22 protein-coding genes are annotated in these 22,782 nt (G+C 59.3%); 14 read left to right on the forward strand and 8 right to left on the reverse strand.

Going from position 1 to position 22,782, the window contains the following annotated elements; genetic code table 11:
• The first annotated feature begins 78 nt into the window (after window positions 1–78).
• From BMZ67_RS01225 to panP, 4 genes are all read left to right on the forward strand, one after another.
• Window positions 79–711 carry a TetR/AcrR family transcriptional regulator gene (locus BMZ67_RS01225; protein WP_092020100.1) on the forward strand — a complete coding sequence of 211 codons (633 nt, stop codon included), beginning with the start codon at window positions 79–81 and terminating at the stop codon, window positions 709–711.
• 4 nt (window positions 712–715) lie between these two features.
• Window positions 716–2,413, forward strand: a complete 1,698-nt coding sequence (locus tag BMZ67_RS01230) for an isovaleryl-CoA dehydrogenase (RefSeq protein ID WP_092020101.1) — start codon at window positions 716–718, stop codon at window positions 2,411–2,413.
• Window positions 2,414–2,482: 69 nt separating this feature from the next.
• Window positions 2,483–2,824, forward strand: coding sequence for a DUF503 domain-containing protein (locus BMZ67_RS01235; protein ID WP_092020102.1), 342 nt, complete (start codon window positions 2,483–2,485; stop codon window positions 2,822–2,824).
• 253 nt (window positions 2,825–3,077) lie between these two features.
• Window positions 3,078–4,745, forward strand: a complete 1,668-nt coding sequence (gene panP, locus BMZ67_RS01240) for a pyridoxal-dependent aspartate 1-decarboxylase PanP (protein WP_092020103.1) — start codon at window positions 3,078–3,080, stop codon at window positions 4,743–4,745.
• Between the two features lie 49 nt (window positions 4,746–4,794).
• Here the strand turns inward: panP and BMZ67_RS01245 are convergent, their stop codons facing one another.
• Together BMZ67_RS01245 and BMZ67_RS01250 are read right to left on the reverse strand one after the other, a co-directional pair.
• Window positions 4,795–5,061 (reverse strand): hypothetical protein, encoded by a 267-nt coding sequence (locus BMZ67_RS01245; RefSeq protein ID WP_092020104.1) that lies wholly within the window; start codon window positions 5,059–5,061, stop codon window positions 4,795–4,797.
• 93 nt (window positions 5,062–5,154) lie between these two features.
• Window positions 5,155–6,717, reverse strand: a complete 1,563-nt coding sequence (locus BMZ67_RS01250) for an inorganic phosphate transporter (RefSeq protein WP_092020105.1) — start codon at window positions 6,715–6,717, stop codon at window positions 5,155–5,157.
• A gap of 213 nt (window positions 6,718–6,930) precedes the next feature.
• Between BMZ67_RS01250 and BMZ67_RS01255 the strand changes: the two genes are divergently transcribed.
• The 3 genes from BMZ67_RS01255 (at window position 6,931) to BMZ67_RS01265 (ending at window position 11,233) form a co-directional block, all read left to right on the forward strand.
• Window positions 6,931–8,040, forward strand: coding sequence for a GGDEF domain-containing protein (locus BMZ67_RS01255; protein ID WP_092020106.1), 1,110 nt, complete (start codon window positions 6,931–6,933; stop codon window positions 8,038–8,040).
• A 56-nt stretch (window positions 8,041–8,096) separates the two neighbouring features.
• Window positions 8,097–8,552 (forward strand): flavodoxin, encoded by a 456-nt coding sequence (locus tag BMZ67_RS01260; RefSeq protein ID WP_092020107.1) that lies wholly within the window; start codon window positions 8,097–8,099, stop codon window positions 8,550–8,552.
• A 128-nt stretch (window positions 8,553–8,680) separates the two neighbouring features.
• On the forward strand, window positions 8,681–11,233 hold the full coding sequence (locus BMZ67_RS01265) for an EAL domain-containing protein (protein WP_245749834.1): 2,553 nt from the start codon (window positions 8,681–8,683) through the stop codon (window positions 11,231–11,233).
• Window positions 11,234–11,260: 27 nt separating this feature from the next.
• Here BMZ67_RS01265 and BMZ67_RS01270 read toward each other — a convergent pair whose 3' ends face one another.
• The 3 genes from BMZ67_RS01270 to rubA form a co-directional block, all read right to left on the reverse strand.
• Window positions 11,261–12,118, reverse strand: a complete 858-nt coding sequence (locus tag BMZ67_RS01270) for an acyl-CoA thioesterase (protein WP_092020108.1) — start codon at window positions 12,116–12,118, stop codon at window positions 11,261–11,263.
• Between the two features lie 192 nt (window positions 12,119–12,310).
• Entirely contained in the window at window positions 12,311–13,465 is a 1,155-nt protein-coding gene (locus tag BMZ67_RS01275) for an NAD(P)/FAD-dependent oxidoreductase (protein WP_092020109.1), read from the reverse strand.
• Window positions 13,466–13,497: 32 nt separating this feature from the next.
• A complete protein-coding gene (rubA, locus tag BMZ67_RS01280) occupies window positions 13,498–13,665 on the reverse strand; it encodes a rubredoxin RubA (RefSeq protein ID WP_092020110.1) in 168 nt (55 codons plus the stop codon).
• A gap of 265 nt (window positions 13,666–13,930) precedes the next feature.
• Between rubA and BMZ67_RS01285 the strand changes: the two genes are divergently transcribed.
• The 5 genes from BMZ67_RS01285 to phoR all read left to right on the forward strand — a co-directional run bounded on the left by BMZ67_RS01285 (window position 13,931) and on the right by phoR (window position 18,184).
• Window positions 13,931–14,488 (forward strand): hypoxanthine-guanine phosphoribosyltransferase, encoded by a 558-nt coding sequence (locus tag BMZ67_RS01285; protein ID WP_092020111.1) that lies wholly within the window; start codon window positions 13,931–13,933, stop codon window positions 14,486–14,488.
• Entirely contained in the window at window positions 14,469–15,044 is a 576-nt protein-coding gene (locus BMZ67_RS01290) for a chorismate--pyruvate lyase family protein (RefSeq protein ID WP_092020112.1), read from the forward strand. The genes BMZ67_RS01285 and BMZ67_RS01290 overlap by 20 nt, the downstream gene beginning before the upstream one ends.
• A 75-nt stretch (window positions 15,045–15,119) precedes the next feature.
• Window positions 15,120–16,004 (forward strand): 4-hydroxybenzoate octaprenyltransferase, encoded by an 885-nt coding sequence (ubiA, locus tag BMZ67_RS01295; protein WP_092020113.1) that lies wholly within the window; start codon window positions 15,120–15,122, stop codon window positions 16,002–16,004.
• A gap of 128 nt (window positions 16,005–16,132) precedes the next feature.
• Window positions 16,133–16,825 (forward strand): phosphate regulon transcriptional regulator PhoB, encoded by a 693-nt coding sequence (gene phoB, locus BMZ67_RS01300; protein WP_092020879.1) that lies wholly within the window; start codon window positions 16,133–16,135, stop codon window positions 16,823–16,825.
• A 27-nt stretch (window positions 16,826–16,852) separates the two neighbouring features.
• Window positions 16,853–18,184 carry a phosphate regulon sensor histidine kinase PhoR gene (gene phoR, locus BMZ67_RS01305; protein ID WP_092020114.1) on the forward strand — a complete coding sequence of 444 codons (1,332 nt, stop codon included), beginning with the start codon at window positions 16,853–16,855 and terminating at the stop codon, window positions 18,182–18,184.
• A 6-nt stretch (window positions 18,185–18,190) separates the two neighbouring features.
• On the opposite strand, the gene BMZ67_RS01310 is transcribed toward phoR, so the two are convergent.
• Window positions 18,191–19,060 carry a response regulator gene (locus BMZ67_RS01310; RefSeq protein ID WP_092020115.1) on the reverse strand — a complete coding sequence of 290 codons (870 nt, stop codon included), beginning with the start codon at window positions 19,058–19,060 and terminating at the stop codon, window positions 18,191–18,193.
• Window positions 19,061–19,365: 305 nt separating this feature from the next.
• Between BMZ67_RS01310 and BMZ67_RS01315 the strand changes: the two genes are divergently transcribed.
• Both BMZ67_RS01315 and BMZ67_RS01320 read left to right on the forward strand, forming a co-directional pair.
• On the forward strand, window positions 19,366–20,562 hold the full coding sequence (locus BMZ67_RS01315; protein WP_245749882.1) for a lytic murein transglycosylase: 1,197 nt from the start codon (window positions 19,366–19,368) through the stop codon (window positions 20,560–20,562).
• 13 nt (window positions 20,563–20,575) lie between these two features.
• Window positions 20,576–21,268 carry a pseudouridine synthase gene (locus BMZ67_RS01320; RefSeq protein WP_092020116.1) on the forward strand — a complete coding sequence of 231 codons (693 nt, stop codon included), beginning with the start codon at window positions 20,576–20,578 and terminating at the stop codon, window positions 21,266–21,268.
• A gap of 11 nt (window positions 21,269–21,279) precedes the next feature.
• Here the strand turns inward: BMZ67_RS01320 and BMZ67_RS01325 are convergent, their stop codons facing one another.
• Both BMZ67_RS01325 and pbpG read right to left on the reverse strand, forming a co-directional pair.
• Window positions 21,280–21,759 (reverse strand): asparaginase domain-containing protein, encoded by a 480-nt coding sequence (locus BMZ67_RS01325; protein ID WP_092020117.1) that lies wholly within the window; start codon window positions 21,757–21,759, stop codon window positions 21,280–21,282.
• Window positions 21,760–21,820: 61 nt separating this feature from the next.
• Window positions 21,821–22,729, reverse strand: coding sequence for a D-alanyl-D-alanine endopeptidase (pbpG, locus tag BMZ67_RS01330; protein ID WP_092020118.1), 909 nt, complete (start codon window positions 22,727–22,729; stop codon window positions 21,821–21,823).
• Window positions 22,730–22,782: the final 53 nt, after the last annotated feature.

The following is a 22,782-nucleotide window of genomic DNA, read 5'->3' on the forward strand; positions in this document are numbered from 1 at the left end:
CATTCCTCCTGGAATAACGCATCGCCCCGCGTTGACACAAGGAATGAATAATGATTCACTTTTATGAGGCAAGCGCTCATGGCCTATCGTGAAACGGAAAAGATGCGCCTGCGCAAAGCCGAAACCCGACAACGGATTCTGGACTGCGCGCTGCAACTGGTGATGGAAGGCGGGTTTCGCAATGCCCAGGTCAGCCAGGTTGCCCGTCGGGCGGAAATCGCTACCGGCACCATTTACCGGCACTTCACCGCCAAGGAAGAGCTGTTTGCGGAAGTCTTCCGAACAGCCACTCGCCGGGAAGTCACCAAGGTGGGTGAGTCGCTGGCCGAAGCGGGTAGCGTCATCGAACGGCTGGAGCAGGCCCTGAGGCAGTTTGCCGCACGGGCGCTAAACCGACCGATGATGGCCTGGGCACTGATCGCTGAGCCTGTCGATCCCAAGGTCGAAGCCGAACGACTGACGTACCGGAAAGCCTATGCGGAACTGTTTGAGCAGGCGATCCGCGAAGGCATGAACGAAGGCTGTCTGCCACCACAGGACGCCGTATGCAGCAGTACCTGTCTGGTGGGCGCCCTTGCTGAAAGCCTCGTCGGGCCCCTGTCACCTGTTCAGGGCAGCACCGACGAGACCAGTCACACATCAAATACAGAGACACTGGTCAACGGCATTGTGCGTTTCTGCCTACAGGGGTTGACCGGCACCGGGAGGTAACACCATGAACGCCCCTCAATCCACACCAGAAACGGAAGACCGTTATCTCGCGGTCACCCATACCGTCACCAACCAGCCAACCGCCCTGGAAAACTACAACCTGTACCAACAAGACCAGGCACTGCAGGATGGCCTGAGCCGCGAAGGTGCCGCCTGGGCCGAGCAGGAACTGGTCGAGTTCGGCGAATTGACCGGCCGGTCCGACATCATTGACCTGGGCTTCAAGGCCAACGAAAACAAACCCACGTTCAACACCCACGACCGCTTTGGTCACCGTATCGACGAGGTGGAGTTCCACCCGGCTTACCATGAGCTGATGCGACTTTCCATGGGGCACGGTCTGCACAGCAGCCCCTGGACCGACCCACGCAGCGGTGCTCACGTCGCCCGTGCCGCCAAGTACTACCTGCACTCTCAGGTTGAAGCCGCTCATTGCTGCCCGATTACCATGACCTTTGCTGCCATCCCATCGATTCGCAAGCAACCGGAACTGGCGGCGCTCTGGGAATCAAAGATTCTTCACAACGACTACGACCCACGCAATGTGCCTGATAGCGCCAAGCAGTCCGTCACCATTGGCATGGCCATGACCGAAAAGCAGGGCGGCAGTGATGTCCGCGCCAACAGCACCCGCGCCTTCCCGCTGGGTCAGGGCGGGTCTGGTCAGGCCTACGAACTGGTCGGCCACAAGTGGTTTGTTTCGGCCCCCATGTGCGACGCTTTTCTGGTACTGGCCCAGGCCCCTGGCGGCTTGTCCTGCTTCCTGATGCCCCGCTGGCGCCCGGACGGCAGCAAGAACCCCTGGCAAATACAGCGCCTGAAACACAAGATGGGCAACGTCGCCAACGCATCCAGTGAAGCCGAACTCCGCGGCGCGCTGGCCTGGATGGTGGGCGAGGAAGGCCGTGGCGTACCCACCATCATCGAAATGGTCTCCATGACCCGCTTCGACTGCATGATCGGTAGTTCTGGCGGCATGCGCCAGGCCGCCGCCCAGGCCCTGCATCACTGCCGCCACCGCAGCGCCTTTGGCGCTACCCTGAGCGACCAGCCGCTGATGCAGAATGTCCTGGCAGACCTGGCGCTGGAAAGCGAAGCAGCCCTGGCCCTGACCTTGCGAGTAGCGCGAGCCCTGGACAATCAGGACGACGAGCATGAACGGCTGCTGACCCGGCTAGCCACTCCCGTTGGCAAATACTGGATCTGCAAGCGCTCCCCCAACCACGCCTACGAATCCATGGAATGCATTGGTGGCAGCGGTGTTATGGAGAACTGCATCATGCCGCGACTGTTCCGGGAATCCCCGGTCAACGCTATCTGGGAAGGCAGCGGCAACGTCCAGTGCCTGGACACCCTGCGGGCGCTGCAGAAATCACCGGATTCGCTGCAAGCCTTCTTCAACGAGCTGGATCAGGCTCGGGGCAGCGACGCCCGCTACGACCGATTTGTTGGCGATCTGAAGCAGGAGTTCGGTAACCTCGGGGACAACCCTGACGACATTCAGTACCGCGCTCGCAATCTGGTGGACCGTATGGCGCTGTCACTGCAGGCGTCGGTCCTGCTGCAACACTCTATCCCGGAGGTGGCCGATGCGTTCTGCGCCTCGCGCCTGCAAAGCCACGGCGGCTTGAACTACGGCAACCTGCCCCGAGGACTGGACGTTCGCGCCATTATCGAACGAGCCACGCCTGTAGTAGACTGACCAGATCTTCCAACATGATGGGGCTGGCCGCCACCCGGCGTCCGGCCCCGAGTTACCCGGATCAAGGTCATGTCAGAACAACTGCGCCGCCTGCTTCAGGCCGGCCAACCCCAAGCCGCCACCATTACCCCACACCTGGGCGTGATGACCCTGCATTTCCAGCTTTATGGCTGCGAAGATATCAAAGCCAAGCGCCGCACCTTTGCTCCGCTCAAGGCCATCTGGGGCAAGGAAAGCGATCTCGCTGTCGCGGAAACCGCCGACCAGGACACGCTTGATTGTGCCACCTGGACCATTGCCGCCATTGGCACCTCCTCCCAACTGATCAGCCAACGTCTGGATCAGGTGGAAAAGGCCATTGCCGAGCGCATTGACGCCCCTATTCTGGAAGTCCAGCGGGAACTGCTGTGAACGTTAGTCGGTCAGCCCTGCGCCATTCCGCAACCGCTCAAAGAAACCGTGGCACCTTAAGACCATAGGCGCTGTGGCAAGGGCATGGGTGACGCCGTATACTACGCTCCCTTAAAAGGACGCCAGAGTGCAGCAGCGGGAACCAAACGGAGTGGTACCAGACTGTCTGTGCCCGACTGATGGGAATGAATTGACCCCGGTGATCCGCCGTGCCTGATGACGGCCCGCGGACAACGACTGAGACATTGGCGCTATGACTGGTAAGAAAAAATCCGCCCAGGCCTCGCTGGAGGCAATGTACCGTGTGTTTACCGTGCCCGAGGCACCGGAATCCACCCTGAGCAGGATCGACCAGAACATTTCAACAAACCTGGCCGGCTTCCTCCAGGAACACATCGTCGCTATCGAACGCGATCTCAGCGAAGTCGAGAAAGACTTTTCCGACCCGGTCATTCCCGAAAAACCGATCTTCGTCTCGGAACAAACCCAGTTCCTGCTCGACAAACTGGTCGCCAATTCGGTCCACACCGCCTCCCCCAGTTTTATCGGCCACATGACATCAGCGCTGCCCTACTTCATGCTGCCGCTGTCGAAGATCATGATTGCGCTGAACCAGAACCTGGTGAAAACAGAGACCTCCAAGGCCTTCACCCCCATGGAACGCCAGGTTCTCGGGATGATTCACCGGCTGGTCTACGATGAGGATGGCGCCTTCTACCGCAAGTGGATGCACGACCCCCGCCACTCCCTCGGCGCCATGTGTTCAGGCGGCACCGTCGCCAACCTGACGGCACTCTGGGTAGCTCGGAACCGGGCTTTCCCGGCAGAAGGCAGCTTCAGGGGCATTCATCAGGAGGGGCTGTTCCGCGCCCTGCGCTACTACGGCCACGAAGGTGCAGCCATTCTGGTGTCCCGGCGCGGCCACTACTCCCTTCGCAAGACGGCCGATGTCCTTGGACTGGGCCGGGAGTCGCTGGTAGCGGTAGATACCGACGACCACAACCGGATCCAGACTGACGCCCTGCGGGACAAATGCCTGGAACTGCAGAAGCAGAAGATCAAGATTATGGCGATCTGCGGCATTGCCGGCACCACCGAGACCGGCAACGTCGATCCGCTGGAGGCTATGGCCGACATTGCGCGGGAATTCGGCGCTCACTTCCACGTGGATGCGGCCTGGGGCGGACCAACCCTGTTCTCCCGCCGTCACAGCCACTTGCTGAAAGGCATTGAACAGGCCGACTCGGTCACTATCGACGCCCACAAACAGCTGTATGTCCCCATGGGCTCAGGCCTGGTGGTGTTCCGTGACCCCGCCCTGGCCAGTGCGGTTGAGCACCACGCCCAGTACATCATTCGTCAGGGCTCCCGGGACCTGGGCAGTACCACCCTGGAAGGATCACGCCCGGGGATGTCGATGCTGATTCACTCCGGCCTGAAAATCCTGGCACGGGAAGGCTACGAGATCCTGATCGACCAGGGTATTGCCAAGGCTCGCAGCTTTGCCGATATGATCCAGGCGCGACCGGATTTCGAGCTGGTGACCGAGCCCGAGCTGAACATTCTCACATACCGCTATGCCCCCGCCGAGGCCCAACAGGCCCTGACGCTGGCAGACCCGATTCAGGCCGAACGCATCAATGCCTGCCTCAACCGGATCACCAAGTTCATCCAGAAGACACAGCGGGAGCGGGGAAAAGCGTTTGTGTCACGGACACGACTGGAGCCGGCCCGTTACCACCACTTCCCATGCCTGGTGTTCCGGGTGGTGTTGGCCAACCCGTTGACCACCGAAGACATCCTCAGGGACATCCTGAACGAGCAGGAAGAACTGGCGGCAGATGCGGGCATCAGTGATGAATTCGCCATCCTCAATCAGCTCACCAACACAGTCCTGGCGGCGGTCGACACAGACGGCTAGAAAACCTGAGCCGGAAGAACTCCGGCTCGGCAGGGATCCGGTTACCGGATCAGTACAGCGCCGCCTCGTCGTCGAGAACCTCATGGAGGATCTCGATGAACATGCGATCCGCCTCACTCCAGTTCTCAGGAATCCGAACCGTGGTGCTGGCGCTGATTTCCTGGGCGATCAGCTCGTCAGCCCCAGGCTGCCCCCGGTATTTCCGGGCGATCTCCACGGACTTCACCGCAACCGTAGGATCACTCAATACTTTACGAATAAACCCGCGCAGTTCCTGAATGGTTTTGGACTGACGGCTCTCAGCTGCTGAGCTCATTGCTTACTCCTGGAAAATGGCACCTGGCGGACCCCAAGGGCCCGCCACTTATTGATACGATCATTGCCTACCACGGCTGCCCATGCAAGGCCATTAAAGCATCAGACCACGAAGCGTGAAGAACAGGAGCGCAGCCATCGAGGCTGACGCTGGTACGGTAATCACCCACGCCGCAACAATCTTGGTCAGGTGAGACCGTTTGACCAGCTCCTGACGATAGATCTTTTTCAGGCGCTTACGCTCCGGCTTGGAAAGCGGCAGCTCCCGCTTGTTGCGACGGGCCTTCTGCAACAGGCTCTCCATCTCTTCCACCGAGGCACTGCGGAAATCGTCAAGGAACGGCTTCAGCCGGGCCCGCTCTTTCTCATCATGGTTTTCCATGATCGAGTGTAGTTGAGTGGCATAGTTGGTTTTCAGGTATTCCCGCAGGAAGCCCACACCAAACACCCCGCCAATCGCAATGTGGGTCGAGCTCACCGGCAACCCAAGCTGGGAGGCAATAATAACCGTCAAGGCGGCCGACAGCGCAATACAGAAGGCACGGGTCTTGTCCAGTTCGGTAATCTCGCTGCCCACGGTCTTGATCAGGCGCGGCCCGAACAGCATCAGTCCGACTGCCAGCCCCAGCGCACCGACCATCATCACCCACAGCGGAATGCTGGCGGACGTCACCACACCTCCGGCCGTGATGGCATCGTTGATGGCCGCCAGCGGGCCGATGGCATTGGCCACATCATTCGCACCATGGGCGAAACTCAGCAGCGCCGCCGCAAAGATCAACGGCCAGGTGAACAGGGTGTTCACGCCACTGGCACTGTTCTCCATGGTTGCCGCCCGGCGTGACACCAGGGTCCTCATGGCCACCAGGGTCACCACCGCCAGCGCAAAGCCAACCAGCGACGCCATCATAAAGTCGACCTTAACGATCTTTTTGACGCCTTTGACCATCAGGTAGGTGCCAAACGCCCACGCCATGATGGCCACCAGCCAGGGCACGAATCGCCGGGCAGCAGGAATAACATCGCTCTTATAGAGCACCGATTTTTTGATAACGAACAGGAACAGGGCCGCCAAAAGCCCGCCCAGGGCCGGTGATATCACCCAGCTCGCCACGATTTTCCCCATCACCGCCCAGTTGGCGATTCCCCAACCACCGGCCGCAATCCCCGCACCAAGGACACCGCCGACAATGGAGTGGGTGGTTGACACCGGCGCCCCCATCCAGGTCGCCAGGTTCAGCCACAAAGCACCCGCCAGTAGTGCTGCAGTCATCAACCAGACAAAGCTTTCCGGGTGACTCAAACGCTCCGGCGAAATGATGCCGCCCTTGATGGTCGACACTACGTCGCCTCCGGCAATCAGGGCTCCGGCAGCTTCAAACACGGCCGCCAGCAGGACAGCCCCACCCAGGGTAATTGCCCCGGAGCCAACCGCTGGCCCAACATTATTGGCAACATCGTTAGCCCCGATGTTGATCGCCATGTAGCCGCCAATGACGGCAGCGGCCATCAACAGCATGCCATTGGGCATATCGCTGACACTGTGGCCAACAAAAAGCCAGATGGCGAACAGGAAAAGCAGGCTGATACCGATGCGGTAACGTTCAGTAGTGGGACTGGTTAGCAGGTTATCGAGAAAACCGTTGGACGTGGCCATGGTAGGCACCATTCGTTGAAAGACAGGATTCTGGGCGCCACTATAATTTTTTTGTCATCAAATTGAAATCCGTTGCCGGCCTGGATCAGCGTGAGGCACCGGCCAGACACCCCTAACGGGTTGGCCTGATCTGACTCAACCCTCTGTCAACTTATGGAAATTTGGAGCATAATTTGTCGGCGTACATTCCATAACTATAAGAACAGAGAACACATGAGCCGAGCAAAGGCGCCAGCCACTTTTTCTGCGGAAGACGAAGATTACCGCCGTGCCTTCCAGCTGACGACCCTGCTGGCCATTCTCGCCCTGGTTTTGCTGCTGGGGATCGGGACAAAGTCCTGGCTTTCCGGCCACACCGAACACGCCATCGTACTTTGGTCGTTCGCAACCCTGATCGCAATCAACGCGACCATCTTTGCTTTGCTGCGCAACCTTCAGTTACACATGCTCGGACTGCTGGCGATTGTTGTTACCCTGTTTATCTATCTGTTTGCCTCTGGCGGCGAGAGCAACACCGGCCCACTTTGGTTTTACGCCTTTCCCCCCCTGCTGTTCTACCTGACCAGCCTGAGGCTGGGGGTCATCATACTGACCTTTTGCCTGGTCATGGCACTGGTGATTTTCCAGTGGCCGGAACTGCCCTTTGTGACCACCGAATACAACACCGATTTCAAAATCCGCTTCCTCGCCACGGTAACGTTTGAGTCAGTCTTCTGTTTCATCCTGGAGTTCAGTCGCCTACGGGTTCGCAGCCGGCTCCTGGAACTGGCTCACAGCCATGAACAGGCGGCCCGAACCGATGAACTCACCGGCCTGCCCAACCGCCGCGCCATGCATCAACGCCTGATGGAGGAATACTCCCGTTACCAACGCACCGGGCATCACTTTTCTGTCGTGCTGATTGACCTCGACTGGTTCAAGCGCATCAACGATGAGTATGGCCACGATGCTGGCGATGCCGCCCTCAAACAGTTTGCCGAGCTGATGCGGGAAATTGTCCGCCAAACCGACCTGGCGGCACGCTGGGGCGGAGAAGAGTTCCTGCTCCTGCTGCCGGATACATCACTGATACAGGCGCTGACACTCGCGGAACGGCTACGTCACAAGGTTGCCGAGGCCGAGTTTCACTTCCGCGACCAGATCCTGCCGGTGTCCATCAGTGCTGGCGTCAGTTCCATCACCCAGTCGGACTCCATGAACCATTTGCTCAAACAAGTGGACGTTCAGCTATACACTGCCAAGGAAAATGGCCGCAACCAAATCTCCCCGCGGGTCAAAAGCAAGCCGACAACCACCGCACCAGACTCACCGCCCGATTCTTGAGCCCGGCAGGGAACGCCGGTACCATGGCGGCCTCATTGACTCAGAGTGGCTGAAACATGGCTTCAATCCGGATTCTGGTAGGCAGTGTCTACGGTGGCGCACTGATGACCGCACGCACCCTCAAAAAAGACCTGGAGCAGGAAGGGCACGAGATCACCGTGCTGGAGAATCCGAGCCTGGCCGACATTACCGGCAACAACGACCCCATCCTGATCTGCACCTCAACGACCGGCCAGGGCGAAGTTCCCCCCAACTTACTGCCCTTTTACCTGGAGCTTCGGGACCTGCTGCCACAGCAGCCCGGCCGCCCCTTTGGCGTCATCGTTCTGGGCGACAGCTCCTACGGCGACACCTTCTGTGGCGCAGGCGAGCTGATGGAGGAAGCATTTTTTGAAACCGGAGCCCGTAAGGTAGGCGACACCCTGCGTATTGATGCCCTCGAAGTTACAGATCCGGAAGAAGTTGCCCTCCCCTGGGTCAGGGAGTGGCTGGAAAGCGTAATTTGTCCTTGAGCCAAGCATCGGTAGACGCCATACTGAATTCCAGATCGCCAATAATTCGATAATAACGGCGAAGGTTTCGGGGGTATGCGTACACTCCCGCAGCGCGACAACAACAATCACAACAATATCGGACAACCGTGCGCCAAATTGCATCATTGATCGCCTTCCTGGTGACTCTTAGTCTATTGGCCTTCCAGGTTCACAGCGAACCCGGCACGACCAGTTTGTTTCCGACAAACATCACCTACCTGAAAGCGACTGACTCCCAGGCTCCGTCCGAAGCACTGGCCAGTGACGACTGGCAAATGCTTCAGGAAGCCTCGCCGAACTTTGGTTACAACACCGTTCCCTACTGGTTCCGCATGGCCGTCTCCAGCCAACCGGAACACCAGATTCTTGACATCAGCTACCCGCTGTTGGACCGGGTCGAGTTCTTTCTGCTGGAAAGCGGCAACGTCACAGAGCACGTTGTGGTCGGTGACACCCTGCCATTTGAACACCGGCCCCTGAACCACCCGACCTTCCTTATCCCCTTTAGCACCCAAGCCGATAAGCAGTACGAAATCCTGCTCAAGGTCGAGACCCATGGCTCGTTGCAGGTACCCATCCGAATCTGGGCCCAGAATGAGCTGTTCGATGCCATCGCCATGGAAGATCAGCTTCACAGCCTCTACTACGGCGTGCTGATTACCGTCATTTTCTTCAATGTCTTCATATTCCTGGCGCTGCGGGAACTCACCTACCTGCTTTACGTACTCTCAACCTTTGGCTACCTGTTCCTGCTAGCCGCCCTGCGGGGGGTAACCTTCCAGATCCTGTGGCCGGAAAATCCACAGTTGCACAACCTGTCGATCCTGCTCGCAATCCCTTGTGCCATGCTGCTCACCCTGTTGTTTGGGCGTTCATTCCTAAGGCTGAAGAGCAATGCGCCGCATATAGACAAGGTGGTCAAGCTGTTCATCGCCCTCAACCTGGCTGCCATCGCAGGGGCATTTGTCCTGGATTACAACCTTTCGATCCGGCTATCGGTGGCCTTGGCCATTCCAGGCTGCCTGTTGCTGACGTTTACGGGACCCTTGCTGTGGCTTCGGGGCGTCCCCCAAGCCATGTTCTACACCATTGCCTGGGGCCTGCTGACCATCGGCAGCGCAATAACCGCCGCCAACAAATATGGCTGGGTACCCACCAACTTCGTCACCACCTACGGGATGGAGATCGGCTCCGCCCTCGAAGCCATCCTGTTGACCATCGCACTGGCCGCGAGACTCTACCAGGAGCGCGAAGGCAAGATGCTGGCGCGGGAAGCGGAGCTCAATGCCATGGCGGCTCGCCGCAAGGCCGAACTGCGAATGATGGATCAGGCCCTGCACAACCCCACCACTGGGCTCCCCAACCGCACCAGCTTTGAGATGGTGATCAATGACCTGATCAACCGTGAATCGAAAAAGCGCCACGCGGTCGGCATCATTTACCTCACCAACCTGCAGGCCATCACCAAAACCCTGGGTCACCGCAATACCGACCGCCTTCTGGAACTGGCGGCCCGTCGATTCAACAGCATCATCAGCGGATTGCCCGGGGTGTACCCGATTGAAGTCACTGACCAGCGCTCGTTCCACCTCGCCTCGCTGGAACCGGCCGCCCTCGGTTTTATCATCAACGCCGACGAGATCTCATCCACCCCTCGCAGTATTGTGTTGGCGCTGGAACAGCTCGGAGAACCCATTGACTACCTCGGCATGCAGCTCCCCCTCGATCCCCAGACCGGCGTAGCGATCTTTCCGGACCACGCCCAGGACACCAACGCTCTGATCCGCCGCGCGTACATTGCCCAGGAATCGGACGAAGCCCGGGATCGCGGACTGGCGTACTACCAGCCCGCACGGGACTCTTACAGTGCCGACCGCCTGACCTTGGTATCAGAACTTCGACAGGCACTGAGAGACAACGAACTCGCCCTGCACCTGCAGCCCAAACTGTGCCTGAAGACCCATGAAGTGGTAGGCGCGGAAGCGCTGATTCGCTGGCCAGGGCGCAAGGTACCCATCCCCGCTGACCAGTTGGTGTCCATCGCCGAGCAGACCGGGCTGATCAAACCCCTCACCCGCTGGGTTCTGGAACAGTCACTGTCGTTGCGCAACCAGTTGATCGAACGTGGTTACCCCATCGGCATCTCGGTCAACATTTCGCCCAACAACCTGCGCGAGCCGGAATTCCCGCTGTACGTGCAACGTCTGATGGCGGCCTACCCCCGACATCGTGGCCAGATCATTCTGGAAGTCACGGAAACCTCCATGATGCTGGACCCCGCGAACTCGTTGCGTGCCCTGCAGTCCCTGAACGCCACAGGCATTCCACTGTCCATCGACGACTTTGGTTCGGGGTATTCGTCACTGTCCTACATCAAGCAGTTGCCAGCAAAAGAGATCAAGATCGACCGTTCACTGATCCATGACCTGCTGAATGAAAGTGAAGACCGGGTGATCGTTCAGACCACCATCGATATGTGCCACAGTCTTGGCTATCAGGTGGTGGCGGAAGGTGTGGAGGATGAAGCGACACTGGCCCTGCTGAAATCCATGGGCTGCGACATGATCCAGGGGTACTTGCTGACCCCGCCGCTGCCCATTCGCGAATTGCTGACCTGGCTGGACAACCGGGGCTCCGGAGCCGCCCGCCAGATCGGCTAACCGACACCCCAGCCCGTTGAAAAGGTATTATTTGCGCTGGCGGATCAGTGCTTCCTGAGTGGTGGATGCCACCAGCACACCGTTACGATCAAAGAAATTGCCACGATTGAATCCCCGCCCGCCGGAAGCGCTGGGGCTGTCCTTATCGTAAAGCAGCCAGTCATCAAAGCGGAATTCCCGGTGGAACCAGATGGCATGGTCCAGGCTCGCCACCTGCATATTGCGGCTCATGAATGTCACTCCATGAGGGTTCAGCGAGGTACCCAGGAAGGAGAAGTCCGAGGCGTAGGCCAGCAGGCAGCGATGCAACACAGGGTCATCTGGCAGTTCACCCTGGACTCTCAGCCAGCTCTGCTTCATCGGCGGCTTCGCTTCCGGTTTCAGCGGGTTCACCGGATCAATCGGGCGGATTTCGACCGGGCGGTTTCGGGACAGCTTGGCCTGCATGGCTTCCGGAATTTTCGGCAACAGCTTTTCGACATAGTCCGACTCCGACGGCAGCCCTTCATAGCCTGCCGCAGGCGGCATCTCCATCTGATGCTCAAAGCCTTCCTCCGCCACCTGGAAAGAAACCGCAGCGGTCAGGATTTCCCGGCCATCCTGACGGGCAATGACCCGGCGAACGGAGAAAGATCCACCATCACGGACCCGCTGCACTTCGTAATCAATCGGCAGACTGTGATTGCCCGGGCGCAGGAAATAGGCGTGAAGGGAGTGCGCCGCCCGATCTTCAACGGTGCGGCTGGCCGCCATAAGGGACTGCCCGAGTACCTGGCCGCCAAATACGTTGGGGAAGCCCAGGTCTTCACTATCGCCCTGAAAATGGTCGTCACCCGTTGGCGACAGGTCCAGCAACTCTACCAGCTTTCTGGTAACTTCCAGCATGCTCGCTCCTGTGGTTCATATGTCGGTATCGTGCCAGCCTCAGCCGGCCCTGCCAAAGCCGAATTGGCTTCTTAGCTCGCTAACCATCCGTTCTACCCCAGAACCAACGATGTTGGCAATGCGAAAAAGGAGCATCCGGACTGACCGGAATGCTCCTTTTCGTAGGTAATACCGTCGAGATGATGATGCCGGTCAGCTATGAATCGGCGGCACCTCTTTCGCCAACGCCTGCTTTTCCATGGCGTAATCGCCAGTCACGGCAAAGCCCAGGACCTGGCCATCACCGTCCTTGAACAAAGCCCGCACGTTGTTACCGTCACGCTCCACCTGCCAGTCACCCTCGGCACCTTGCGGTGGCGGGCAGACTGCGGTTGGACAGCAGGGGGTTTTCACCATCACCGGCATGGTTCCGTAGGCAACCTCCACACGCTCGCCCAACAGGGTCTTGGCCAGCGCACGGGAGCAGGCCATCAGCGGCAGCACGTACAGCAGTACATGACCATCCACTTCGGCGCAGTCACCCAACGCATAGACATCCTCAGCGGAGGTTTCCAGCGCACGGTTGACCACAATACCCCGGTTCACCTGAAGGCCGGCACCGGCCGCCAGGCTGGTACGTGGACGCAGACCGACGGCAGAAACCACCAGGTCTGCGGAAACCTGCTCGCCATTGGCCAGGATCAGGTTCACGCCATCGCCATCCTGGTCGATGCGATCCACCACGGTTTCCAGGTGGAACGCCACCCCGGCCTCGGCCAGGGCATCTTTGACCGCATCGGCGGCAACCTTTGGCAACAAGCCTGGCATCACGGTATCGGAGGGGGCAATGATATCCACCTCGTAGTCACCGTTGCGAAGGTCATTGGCAAACTCACAGCCAATCAGACCCGCGCCCATAATCGCTACCCGCTTCTTGCCCTCAACCGCTTTACGGAAAACCCGGTAATCCATCAGGTCGTTGATGGAGAACACATGCTCCTGCCCGGTCCCTTCAATCGGCAGGCGGATAACGTCCGCACCCCAGGCCAGTACCAGTTTGCTGTACGTCAGGCGCTCTTCGCCGATGCACAGTTGGTGCGCGGCGGTATCGATACCGGTCACCGTGGTGTGAACACGCAGGTCGATGTTGAGCTGCTCCACCATAGTCGCAGCCGTGGCCTGGGCCAGTTCATCCGCCTCTTTGCCTTTGGTGAAGCCAGTGGAAAGCATCGGCTTGGAATAGCTGAACCCGTCGTCAGCCGTGACCATCAGGATTGGCACTTCCTTGTCCTGCTTACGGATTTCCCGGGCCAGGGAAAAGCCTGACAAGCCGGTGCCGACGATTACGATGGGGGCTTCTGCACTCATTCACTCTACTCCGCTTGCTTGAACCGTTCGGCTTAGCCGATCTCAATCATTTCAAAATCTTCTTTACCCACGCCACAGTCAGGGCAAACCCAGTCGTCCGATATGTCTTCCCACTTGGTGCCCGGCTCGATGCCATCTTCTGGCCAGCCTTCCGCTTCGTCGTAGATCCAGCCACACACCACGCATTGCCACTTCTTCATGCTTTACACCTCCACATCATCAGGGTGCCGCGTTATCGGGCACGCTTGCGTTTATGCTTGAAATTCCACTATCAATCCGACGCATTGTCGTTGTTGGTGGCCTATCATACCGAGCGAACACCCGTACACCAATGCCACCTGGACAAGGTTTTTCTGACTGCGCTGCCAATAACGGCAATTACCCACCCATTCCGAGTCGCTTCAACCTCCCCACTGCAAACCGGCTTAGGTATAATGCCTCGTTTTACGACAGGATCTGACCGCTATGACCGATACCGTCGCCGAGATGAACCAAGTACTCGCCGAGGCCGACTGCCTGGTGGCCGAACCCGAGGTTCACGCCGCTATCCAAACCATGGCAAACGCCATTACCGAGCGACTCAAAGACAGCGATCCGTTGCTGTTCTGCGTGATGAACGGTGGCCTGATCCTGACCGGGCAGCTGCTGCCGCTGCTGAAATTTCCGGTCCAGGCCGAGTACCTGCACGCCACCCGCTACCGCCAGGAAACCACCGGAGGCATTCTGGAGTGGAAATTGCGCCCAGAGGAGAGCATGCAGGGGCGGACAGTCCTGATCGTCGACGACATTCTTGACGAAGGCAACACCCTCGCGGCCATCGCCGACTACTGCAAGTCCATGGGCGCCGAAGAGGTGCTGACCGCTGTGCTGGTTGATAAGCAACACGATCGCAAAGCCCGCCCTGACCTGAAGGCAGACTTTACCGGCCTGGAGGTGGAAGACCGCTTCCTGTTTGGTTTTGGCATGGACTACAAGGGCTACTGGCGTAATGCGCCGGGGATTTATGCCGTCAAAGGACTCTGAGCACGGCCGAATTCCGGCGGCGTTACCGCCAACCACCTGGTATTGCTCTCTGGCAGCCGCCAACCTGAAGCGCCACGGTCTCGACCCTGTCAGCCGCTACTGGCTCCAACTGGAAGGTTCGCTGACACGGGCCTTACAGCTGCGATGCCAGCAGGGCTTTCATGTTGAAGTCGCCCGGGAGGGTTTTTATCGCCCAACCCGGGAGGAAGCGCTGACCCTCGGCATTCCCATGGGCCAGGTCGCCTGGATCCGGGAGGTTCGTCTCTGCGGCGATGACACCCCCTGGGTGCTCGCACGCACCATAATTCCCCGCAGCACACTCCGTGGCGCCGACCGCCGCCTGAAGAACCTCGGCCGCACACCGCTGGGCGCCTATCTGTTCAGCAGCCAGCGCTGGTCCCGGGGTCCTTTGCAAACCGGCCTTTGCCATCGCCGTGACCAGGAGCAACCCCCGGTTGCCCGACGCTCACTGTTCCACTCTGGAGAGCGCCGCCTGCTGGTTGGGGAATATTTTCTACCCGACCTGCTGGCCCGTCCGGATAGCAATCGCACTTAAGTTAAGCAACAGCAACGGGCTATAATCGCCCCAGTTATCGTCGCGAACCACAGCACGAGCAAGGACCCGGTCAGCATGCCCCTGGATATCACTTCGCCAGCACTGAAATCCCGCCTCTCCGATTACGCCAAACTCATGCGCATTGATCGCCCCATTGGCACTCTGCTGCTGTTGTGGCCAACGTACTGGGCGTTATGGCTGGCTGCCGGCGGCCTGCCGAGCATCAGCAACCTGATCATTTTCACCCTCGGTGTTTTCCTGATGCGCGCTGCCGGCTGCGCCATTAATGACTTTGCCGACCGCAAGGTCGACGGACATGTCAAACGCACCAAAGAACGCCCCCTGGCCGCCGGGCGCATTGATGCCAGGGAAGCGGTGGCGGTGTTCCTGACCCTGGCCCTGGTGTCATTCCTGATGGTGGTTCTGTTCACCAACACCCTGACCCTTTACCTGTCCTTCGGCGGCCTGGCCCTGGCCTTTTGCTACCCGTTCATGAAACGCTTTACCCACCTGCCACAACTGGTTCTGGGGGCGGCGTTCTCCTGGGCAATTCCCATGGCCTGGGCTGCAGAGACCGGAGAACTGGCCCGGCTCGCGTGGTTGCTATTTACCGCAAACCTGCTGTGGACCGTCGCCTACGACACCTTCTACGCCATGGTCGATCGGGACGATGACCTGAAGATTGGCGTAAAGTCCACCGCCATCCTGTTCGGCGACAGCGACCGAGTCATCATTGCAACCCTGCAGGCCCTGGTGGTTCTGATCCTGGTCATGGTTGGTGTTCAGGCAAAATTGGGCGCATTTTTCTATCTGGGCACCGTGGTCATGGCCTGCCTGTTTGTCTATCAACAGCATTTGGCACGCAACCGAGATCGCGATGGCTGCTTTAAGGCTTTCCTTAACAACAATTGGGCAGGGTTCTCGGTCTTTGCAGGGCTGGCCCTGGATCTGGCATTTTGAGCCACAACGGCTGAACAGCGCCTCACCCGTGACAATAACGACGACACACCAACCCTGTCATATACTTGTAACAGTTGGTCGTTGTAATGAGGCAGCAACAATAATCCGATGGATACAGGTTAATGCCCATGTCTGGAAAAACTGTCCTGATCGTCGATGACGAAGCCCCGATCCGGGAAATGATCGCCGTTGCCCTCGAGATGGCAGATTACAACTATTTAGAGGCAGCGGATGCCCGAGAGGCGCATGCCCTGATCATTGATAAACAGCCGGACCTTATCCTGCTCGACTGGATGCTGCCCGGTACCAGCGGTGTCGAGCTGGCGCGCCGGCTGAAGAAAGAGGAAAGCACCTCCGAGATTCCGATCATCATGCTGACCGCGAAGGTGGAGGAAGACAACAAAATCCAGGGACTGGAAGTGGGTGCCGATGACTACATCACCAAGCCATTTTCGCCCCGGGAGCTGGTCGCCCGCCTAAAGGCAGTGCTACGCCGTACTACACCGCCCGGCGTTGAAAGCCCCATTGAAGTTGAGGGCCTGACTCTGGACCCGGTCGGACACCGGGTCACTACCGGCGAAGGCGCACTCAGTATGGGCCCGACCGAGTACCGTCTGCTGCAATTTTTCATGACGCACCAGGAACGGGTCTACACCCGCTCCCAGCTGCTGGACCAGGTCTGGGGTGGCAATGTCTATGTTGAAGAGCGTACCGTGGATGTCCATATCCGTCGCTTGCGCAAGGCGCTGGGCGAGAAATACGATCACCTGATCCAGACCGTCCGAGGGACCGGCTATCGGTTCTCCACCCGGGCCGCCTAACTGTCAAAACCCGATATCGGTAGCTACATGCAGCACAATTGGTCGCGCTATCTGCGCATCATCATCGCCATCCTGATCGCGTTCACCGGTGTTGGGCTGTTCTTCGGGCAACCTGTCCTGGGCCTGCTGACCGGCCTCCTGGTCTACCTGACCTGGACGCTGGTTCAGGCCCGTAAGCTATACCAGTGGCTGCTCAACCCAAACGGGATGGCTGGCGCCCCGGAAAGCCTCGGGTTGTGGGGGGATATTTTCGACGGTCTGCACAAGATGCGGCAGAACCACCTGAGCAACCGCGACCGCCTGCTGCGGCAGATCAACCGGGTCCAGGAGTCCACCAACGCCATGCGTGACGGTGTCATCATGACCGACTCCCGCGGCACCATGGAATGGTGGAATGGATCAGCTGAGCATTTACTGGGCTTTCAGCGCGAATCGGATCGCGGCCAGCCCATTCATAACCTGATCCGTACCCCCGCGTTTAAAGCCTACTTCGATACCTGTGATTACCGCGAGCCGCTGGAGCTTACCTCTCCCGCCAAGCCCCATATTCACCTGCAGATACAGATCAGCCTGTTCGGTGATGACGACCGCCTGATCGTGGCCAAAGACGTTACCCGGTTGTACCAGCTGGAACAGATGCGGCGGGATTTTGTGGGCAACGTTTCCCATGAGATGCGCACGCCATTGACCGTGATCAGTGGCTATCTGGAAACCCTGGTGGACAATGCCGACGATCTCCCCCCCAAGTGGCGTCGGGCTATCCTGACCATGGACCAGCAGGCCTCACGGATGGAAGCGCTGATTACCGACCTGATCCTGCTGTCAAAAATCGAAACCGGCGAACATTCCGCCCCGGACAGCGTCATTGATGTCGGCAACATGATCTCCCTGATCTGTAACGATGCCCGAGCCCTGAGCGGCGACCAGGCCCATGAGATCACCATGGACATTGGCGAGCGGCGGCTGCTCACCGGCGACGAGAGCCAGATTCGCAGCGCCTTCTCCAACCTGATCTTCAACGCGGTCAAATACACGCCGGCTGGCGGCCAGGTTTTCATTTCCTGGTACACCGACCGCAATGGCGCCCACCTGTCCGTACGCGACAGTGGAATCGGCATCGACCCGGTCCATATCCCCCGGCTCACCGAGCGCTTCTATCGTGCCGACCCCAGCCGCCACAAGGAAACCGGCGGTACAGGCCTGGGTCTTGCGATCGTCAAGCACGTCTTGCTGAACCATGACGGCAACCTGGAGATCAAGAGCCGGATTGGCGAAGGCAGCGAATTCATCTGTCACTTCCCCCGCGGGCGCCTGACCGAACTGCCCCCTGAAACCCCGGACTCAGAAATCCCCAATTAACGCGGATCAAAGCCCAGCACGAAAGCGGGAGATGAAGCGCGACAGCTCTTCCAGCTTCACCGGGTCTTCGTCGACAAAGCGAATCACCATACTGACAAAGTCGGTGTCCTGGCGCTTGTCCACCGCCTGCAGCTGGTGGACATAGCCGTTTAAGCGCGACACCTGCCCCTCGGCGGTCTCGATGTCCACCACCGCAGGCTCCAGAATGCCGGGAAATGACTGCCCCCGCTTGGCAATGACCTGCACTTCAGTCAGATTGATATCTTTCACAACAGAGCGCAGAGAGCTGTCAGCGAATCGTACCGACGCCATGCTTCTTGGCCCTTGCGGGGCGGGCGCTCTTGGTACAGTCGCCGGTTTTACCTGGGCAGCGGCCGGAGCCGACGCCGGACTAACCGGGGCCGGCGATGACTTCCGGGTCAACAGCGCCGCAGATTCCGCAAAGGCGTCGGGCGGTCCGGCGAGGGACTTACCTGCCCGGGCCATGGCCTCCTCCAGCCGCCGCCCCATCACCTTGATGATCTTTTTGCCCAACCCTTCCGGACTGAATGGCTTGCCCAGATATTCCGATACACCCTGCTTAACCGCCTCAACAACATGCTCCTTGTCGCCGCGGCTGGTAATCATGATAAACGGAACCTTGCGATAGGCCTCAGCCTGACGCATCCACTGCAGCAACTCCAGACCGGACATCTCCGGCATTTCCCAATCGCACAGGATCAAGTCGAACTGGGTCCGCATCATCAGCGACTGCGCCCGTTTTCCATTGGGCGCCTCAGAAACGTCAATCACTGGAAAACTCTGACGCATGGTGCGCTTGACCAAGTCACGAACAAAGCTGGCATCATCAACCACCAGCGCCTTCAACAACGCCATAGACAGGCACCTTCCTCAACAACGGTGACCAGGCAAACCAGCAACGCCGCCTGGAGAAATGGTTCCTTCAACTATAGATCAAAGCGCCTTATCCCGACGCTAACCAACGGCTCCTTAAACATTTGTCACCTTATGCCGCAAAATCAGCCGCTCTTTTAGCCGCAAACGCGCTACCATTGGGGCCAGATTACAACCACCGTTTGTCGAGGTCTCACGTGCTCAACCTGCACTCCCGGTACCAGGATCGGAACCGTACCCCAGCCATAATCCGCAACCCGCTTTACTCGCTGGCGCTGCTGGCAAGTCTGACGTCCTTCCAGGCGCACGCCGAAAGCCAAGACCAAACCACCGGCCAGCCCGAAACCGCCGCCGAGAGCCAGGAACGGTTCCGTGAATGCGTTGCCGGACTGGAAACCAAAGCCGTCGAAGCCGGTGTGTCAGCCCCCACCGCCAACCAGGTGCTGGCCCAGGTGGAGCACCTGGATCGGGTCATCGAGCTAGACCGCAAGCAGCCCGAGTTCACCACCACCTTTGCCGACTACCTGAACCGGCGGGTCAATACCCGGCGCATTGTTGAGGGCCGGCTGCTTCTGCGCACCCATGATGAACTGTTGCAACGGGTGACCCGGGAAACCGGTGTTCCAGCCCCGTACCTGCTGGCCTTTTGGGGGCTGGAAACCAACTTTGGCAGCTACTTTGGCAACATGTCAGTGCCCAGCGCCCTCGCGACCCTGGCCTGTGACCCTCGACGCAGCCGGTTCTTCACCACCCAGCTGATCGCTGCCTTGCAGATCATTGATGAGGGCGCCATCCCCGTCGAACAGATGGAAGGCTCCTGGGCTGGCGCCATGGGACATGTCCAGTTCATGCCAACGGTGTTCCTGCAACACGCAGTGGATGCCGATGGTGATGGCCGCCGCGACCTCTGGCACAGCCTGCCCGATGCCCTGATGTCCGCTGGCAAATTCTTGCAGTCCATGGGCTGGGATGGCGACTACCGCTGGGGTCGCGAAGTGTTGCTGCCGGCCAACTTTGATTATGCCCTCGCCGATGGCGCCCGGCGCCCGTTGAGTGAGTGGCGTGCCATGGGCCTGAAAGACGCTTTCGGCCATCCGCTGGACAATGCCTCAATCCAGGCCGCACTGATTGTACCGTCGGGCCATAGCGGCCCTGCGTTTCTTGCCTACCACAACTTCAAGGTCATCATGGGCTGGAACCGCTCGGAGTTCTACGCCATTTCCGTCGGCCACCTGGCAGACCGGATCGCCGGTGCCGGCGGCCTGACCAACCCGCCGCCAGAGGATCTGCCACGGCTGTCAAGGGCAACCATCAAGACGCTGCAACAAACCCTCAATGACCAGGGCTTCAGCGCGGGTGAACCTGATGGCATTCTGGGGCCCTCCACCCGTCGGGCCATCCGCCAGTTCCAGCACGCCAATAACCTGATCGCCGATGGCTATCCGGATCAGGGCCTGCTGGAAAACCTGGGAATCACTCTCTAGGTCGGCACACTCCATGCGACTGGATTTCTTTATCGCCAACGCCTCCGGACTGTCCCGCAAAGAAGCCAAGCGGGCGCTGGGGGCTGGCGAGATCGAGGTGGACGGCGAGGTCTGCCGCAAAGGCGCGTACAAGCTCCAGAGCGGGCAGCAGGTGACCCTGCAGGGGCAGCCACTCGCCTTACCCGGAGAGCGTTATCTGATGCTGCACAAGCCGGCGGGGGTGGTCTGTTCAACGGAGGACGGTGACCATTTGTCCGTGCTCAGCCTGATCCCCGCCGACCAGCGGCGAGGACTGGTGATCGTCGGACGGCTTGATCTGGACACCACCGGGCTACTGCTGCTGACCACTGATGGGCAGTGGAGCCATCGGGTCACATCGCCCCGACACCAATGCCCCAAGACCTACCGGGTCAGCCTGGCCGAACCCCTGGCAGAAGACGCCGTGGTGTTGTTGACGGAGGGCGTGATGCTGAGGAATGACTCCAAACCCGCAGTGGCAGCAGACGTATCGCTGGTGGATGAGCTCACCATAGACCTCACCATTACCGAAGGGCGCTATCATCAAGTCAAACGCATGATCGCCGCCGTCGGCAACCGGGTAACCGGGCTGCACCGGCTTAAAGTAGGCGGCATTATGCTGGACCCCGCACTGGCTGCTGGTGAGTACCGCCAGCTCACGGCTGAGGAAATTGCCTGTATGGCGTGATGGCTTCGGGCTCAGCTCCGCTCGAAGCGCTGGGCCGCCAGGTTCTTTCGCACCTGACCGGCTTCGAACACCTCGCCGTTCATGGCAATGTATACCCCTGCTGGCAACAGTTTCAGCGCTGCCCAGGCAAACCCCAGGTTAAAGACCGCATCGCTACGCCGCATACGCGCTGGCTGCATGGCCCCCATCAGCACCACGGTTTTGCCTGCAATCCCAGACAGCGCCTGCGCCGTGTCCGGCATGGTGTCGGTGCCATGGGTGATCAGAATACGCGAAGTTTCAGCTCCGGATACCGCAGCCACAATGGCCAGGCGGTCCTGCTCGGTGATCTCCAGGCTGTCTTTGCGTAACAGCTCGGTTATGTGGAAGCGATCGGTGATGTTGGCTTCCTGCAGCAGTTCCGGCAACAGGCTGTCGGCAATCTCAAATTCGCTGTTGGCGTCGAAGTAGTGCTTATCAATCGTTCCGCCGGTGGTAAAAACCTGAATCATTCCCTGCCCCCAAAAGTGCCCTGAAATAGTGCCCTGAGTAGCGCCCTGAGTAGCGCCCTGATCAATTGACGGTCCGAGCGCTATCCGCCGCCGCAAACTGCGGATTTCGCCGCTGCTCGTAAGCCTTCGCCGCGCCGGCTACCCGCCCCAGATCACCAGTGCGCAGCCAGCGTTTGATTCTACCCGCATCACCCACCGGCGAACGGGAACCAAAGGAGTCCAGCAGTACCATCACCACATCGCGGCCATCCAGCTCCGACACCATCACCAGGCAGCGTCCCGCTTCATTAAGGTAACCGGTTTTGCTCAATGCCACGTCCCAGCTGTCCCGGTGAACCAAGATATTGGTATTACCAAAATCCAACGTGTAACGAGGCTGGCGGAAATTGGCGGTGAAGTACTGAGTGGTCGAATACTCCCGAATTGCCTCATGAGCGCTGGCTGCCACCACCAGCTTGACCAGGTCTGCGGCGGTTGAATAGTTACCAGCGGACAGACCGGTGGGGTCGACGAAGTGAGTGCCGGTCATACCCAAGGTTTCGGCCTGCCGGTTCATGGCCGCTACAAAGGCGTCGTAACCACCGGGGTGATGGCGAGCCAGGGTATAGGCCGCAAAGTTCTCGGAAGACATCAGCGCAATCCGCAACACGTCGCCCCGACGCAGGGTCGATCCAACCCGAATGCGGGTATAGGCATTGTTGGGGGCTTGCTGGTGACGCGCCAGGAACTCCAGCGGTTCATCCAGGGATTGCCCGGATTCCAACACCACCAGCGCGGTCATCAGTTTGGTTATGGAAGCAATCGGCACTTCCCGATCCGCGTTTTTCGACAACAGCAATTCCCCATCATCGAGATAGGCGGCCGCTGCATTGACCGACGCCAGGTTAGGCAATGGTGACGTGTCGGCCTGCGCCGACAAGGCACTGCTGACCAGCAGCACCAGAAAGGAAATCAGAATCGATGACCGCATCCCGGGTACCTTATTTTTGCAGAAAATTTTGACCCACTTCACCCGCCACGGCG

Source organism: Marinobacter zhejiangensis (assembly GCF_900114775.1).
Taxonomy (GTDB): Bacteria; Pseudomonadota; Gammaproteobacteria; order Pseudomonadales; family Oleiphilaceae; genus Marinobacter; species Marinobacter zhejiangensis.

Coding starts and splice junctions, on each gene's coding strand:
- BMZ67_RS01225 (WP_092020100.1), top strand. CDS start 79: ATGGCCTATCGTGAAACGGAAAAGATGCGCCTGCGCAAAGCCGAAACC.
- BMZ67_RS01230 (WP_092020101.1), top strand. CDS start 716: ATGAACGCCCCTCAATCCACACCAGAAACGGAAGACCGTTATCTCGCG.
- BMZ67_RS01235 (WP_092020102.1), top strand. CDS start 2,483: ATGTCAGAACAACTGCGCCGCCTGCTTCAGGCCGGCCAACCCCAAGCC.
- panP (WP_092020103.1), top strand. CDS start 3,078: ATGACTGGTAAGAAAAAATCCGCCCAGGCCTCGCTGGAGGCAATGTAC.
- BMZ67_RS01245 (WP_092020104.1), bottom strand. CDS start 5,061: ATGAGCTCAGCAGCTGAGAGCCGTCAGTCCAAAACCATTCAGGAACTG.
- BMZ67_RS01250 (WP_092020105.1), bottom strand. CDS start 6,717: ATGGCCACGTCCAACGGTTTTCTCGATAACCTGCTAACCAGTCCCACT.
- BMZ67_RS01255 (WP_092020106.1), top strand. CDS start 6,931: ATGAGCCGAGCAAAGGCGCCAGCCACTTTTTCTGCGGAAGACGAAGAT.
- BMZ67_RS01260 (WP_092020107.1), top strand. CDS start 8,097: ATGGCTTCAATCCGGATTCTGGTAGGCAGTGTCTACGGTGGCGCACTG.
- BMZ67_RS01270 (WP_092020108.1), bottom strand. CDS start 12,118: ATGCTGGAAGTTACCAGAAAGCTGGTAGAGTTGCTGGACCTGTCGCCA.
- BMZ67_RS01275 (WP_092020109.1), bottom strand. CDS start 13,465: ATGAGTGCAGAAGCCCCCATCGTAATCGTCGGCACCGGCTTGTCAGGC.
- rubA (WP_092020110.1), bottom strand. CDS start 13,665: ATGAAGAAGTGGCAATGCGTGGTGTGTGGCTGGATCTACGACGAAGCG.
- BMZ67_RS01285 (WP_092020111.1), top strand. CDS start 13,931: ATGACCGATACCGTCGCCGAGATGAACCAAGTACTCGCCGAGGCCGAC.
- BMZ67_RS01290 (WP_092020112.1), top strand. CDS start 14,469: ATGCCGTCAAAGGACTCTGAGCACGGCCGAATTCCGGCGGCGTTACCG.
- ubiA (WP_092020113.1), top strand. CDS start 15,120: ATGCCCCTGGATATCACTTCGCCAGCACTGAAATCCCGCCTCTCCGAT.
- phoB (WP_092020879.1), top strand. CDS start 16,133: ATGTCTGGAAAAACTGTCCTGATCGTCGATGACGAAGCCCCGATCCGG.
- phoR (WP_092020114.1), top strand. CDS start 16,853: ATGCAGCACAATTGGTCGCGCTATCTGCGCATCATCATCGCCATCCTG.
- BMZ67_RS01310 (WP_092020115.1), bottom strand. CDS start 19,060: ATGGCGTTGTTGAAGGCGCTGGTGGTTGATGATGCCAGCTTTGTTCGT.
- BMZ67_RS01320 (WP_092020116.1), top strand. CDS start 20,576: ATGCGACTGGATTTCTTTATCGCCAACGCCTCCGGACTGTCCCGCAAA.
- BMZ67_RS01325 (WP_092020117.1), bottom strand. CDS start 21,759: ATGATTCAGGTTTTTACCACCGGCGGAACGATTGATAAGCACTACTTC.
- pbpG (WP_092020118.1), bottom strand. CDS start 22,729: ATGCGGTCATCGATTCTGATTTCCTTTCTGGTGCTGCTGGTCAGCAGT.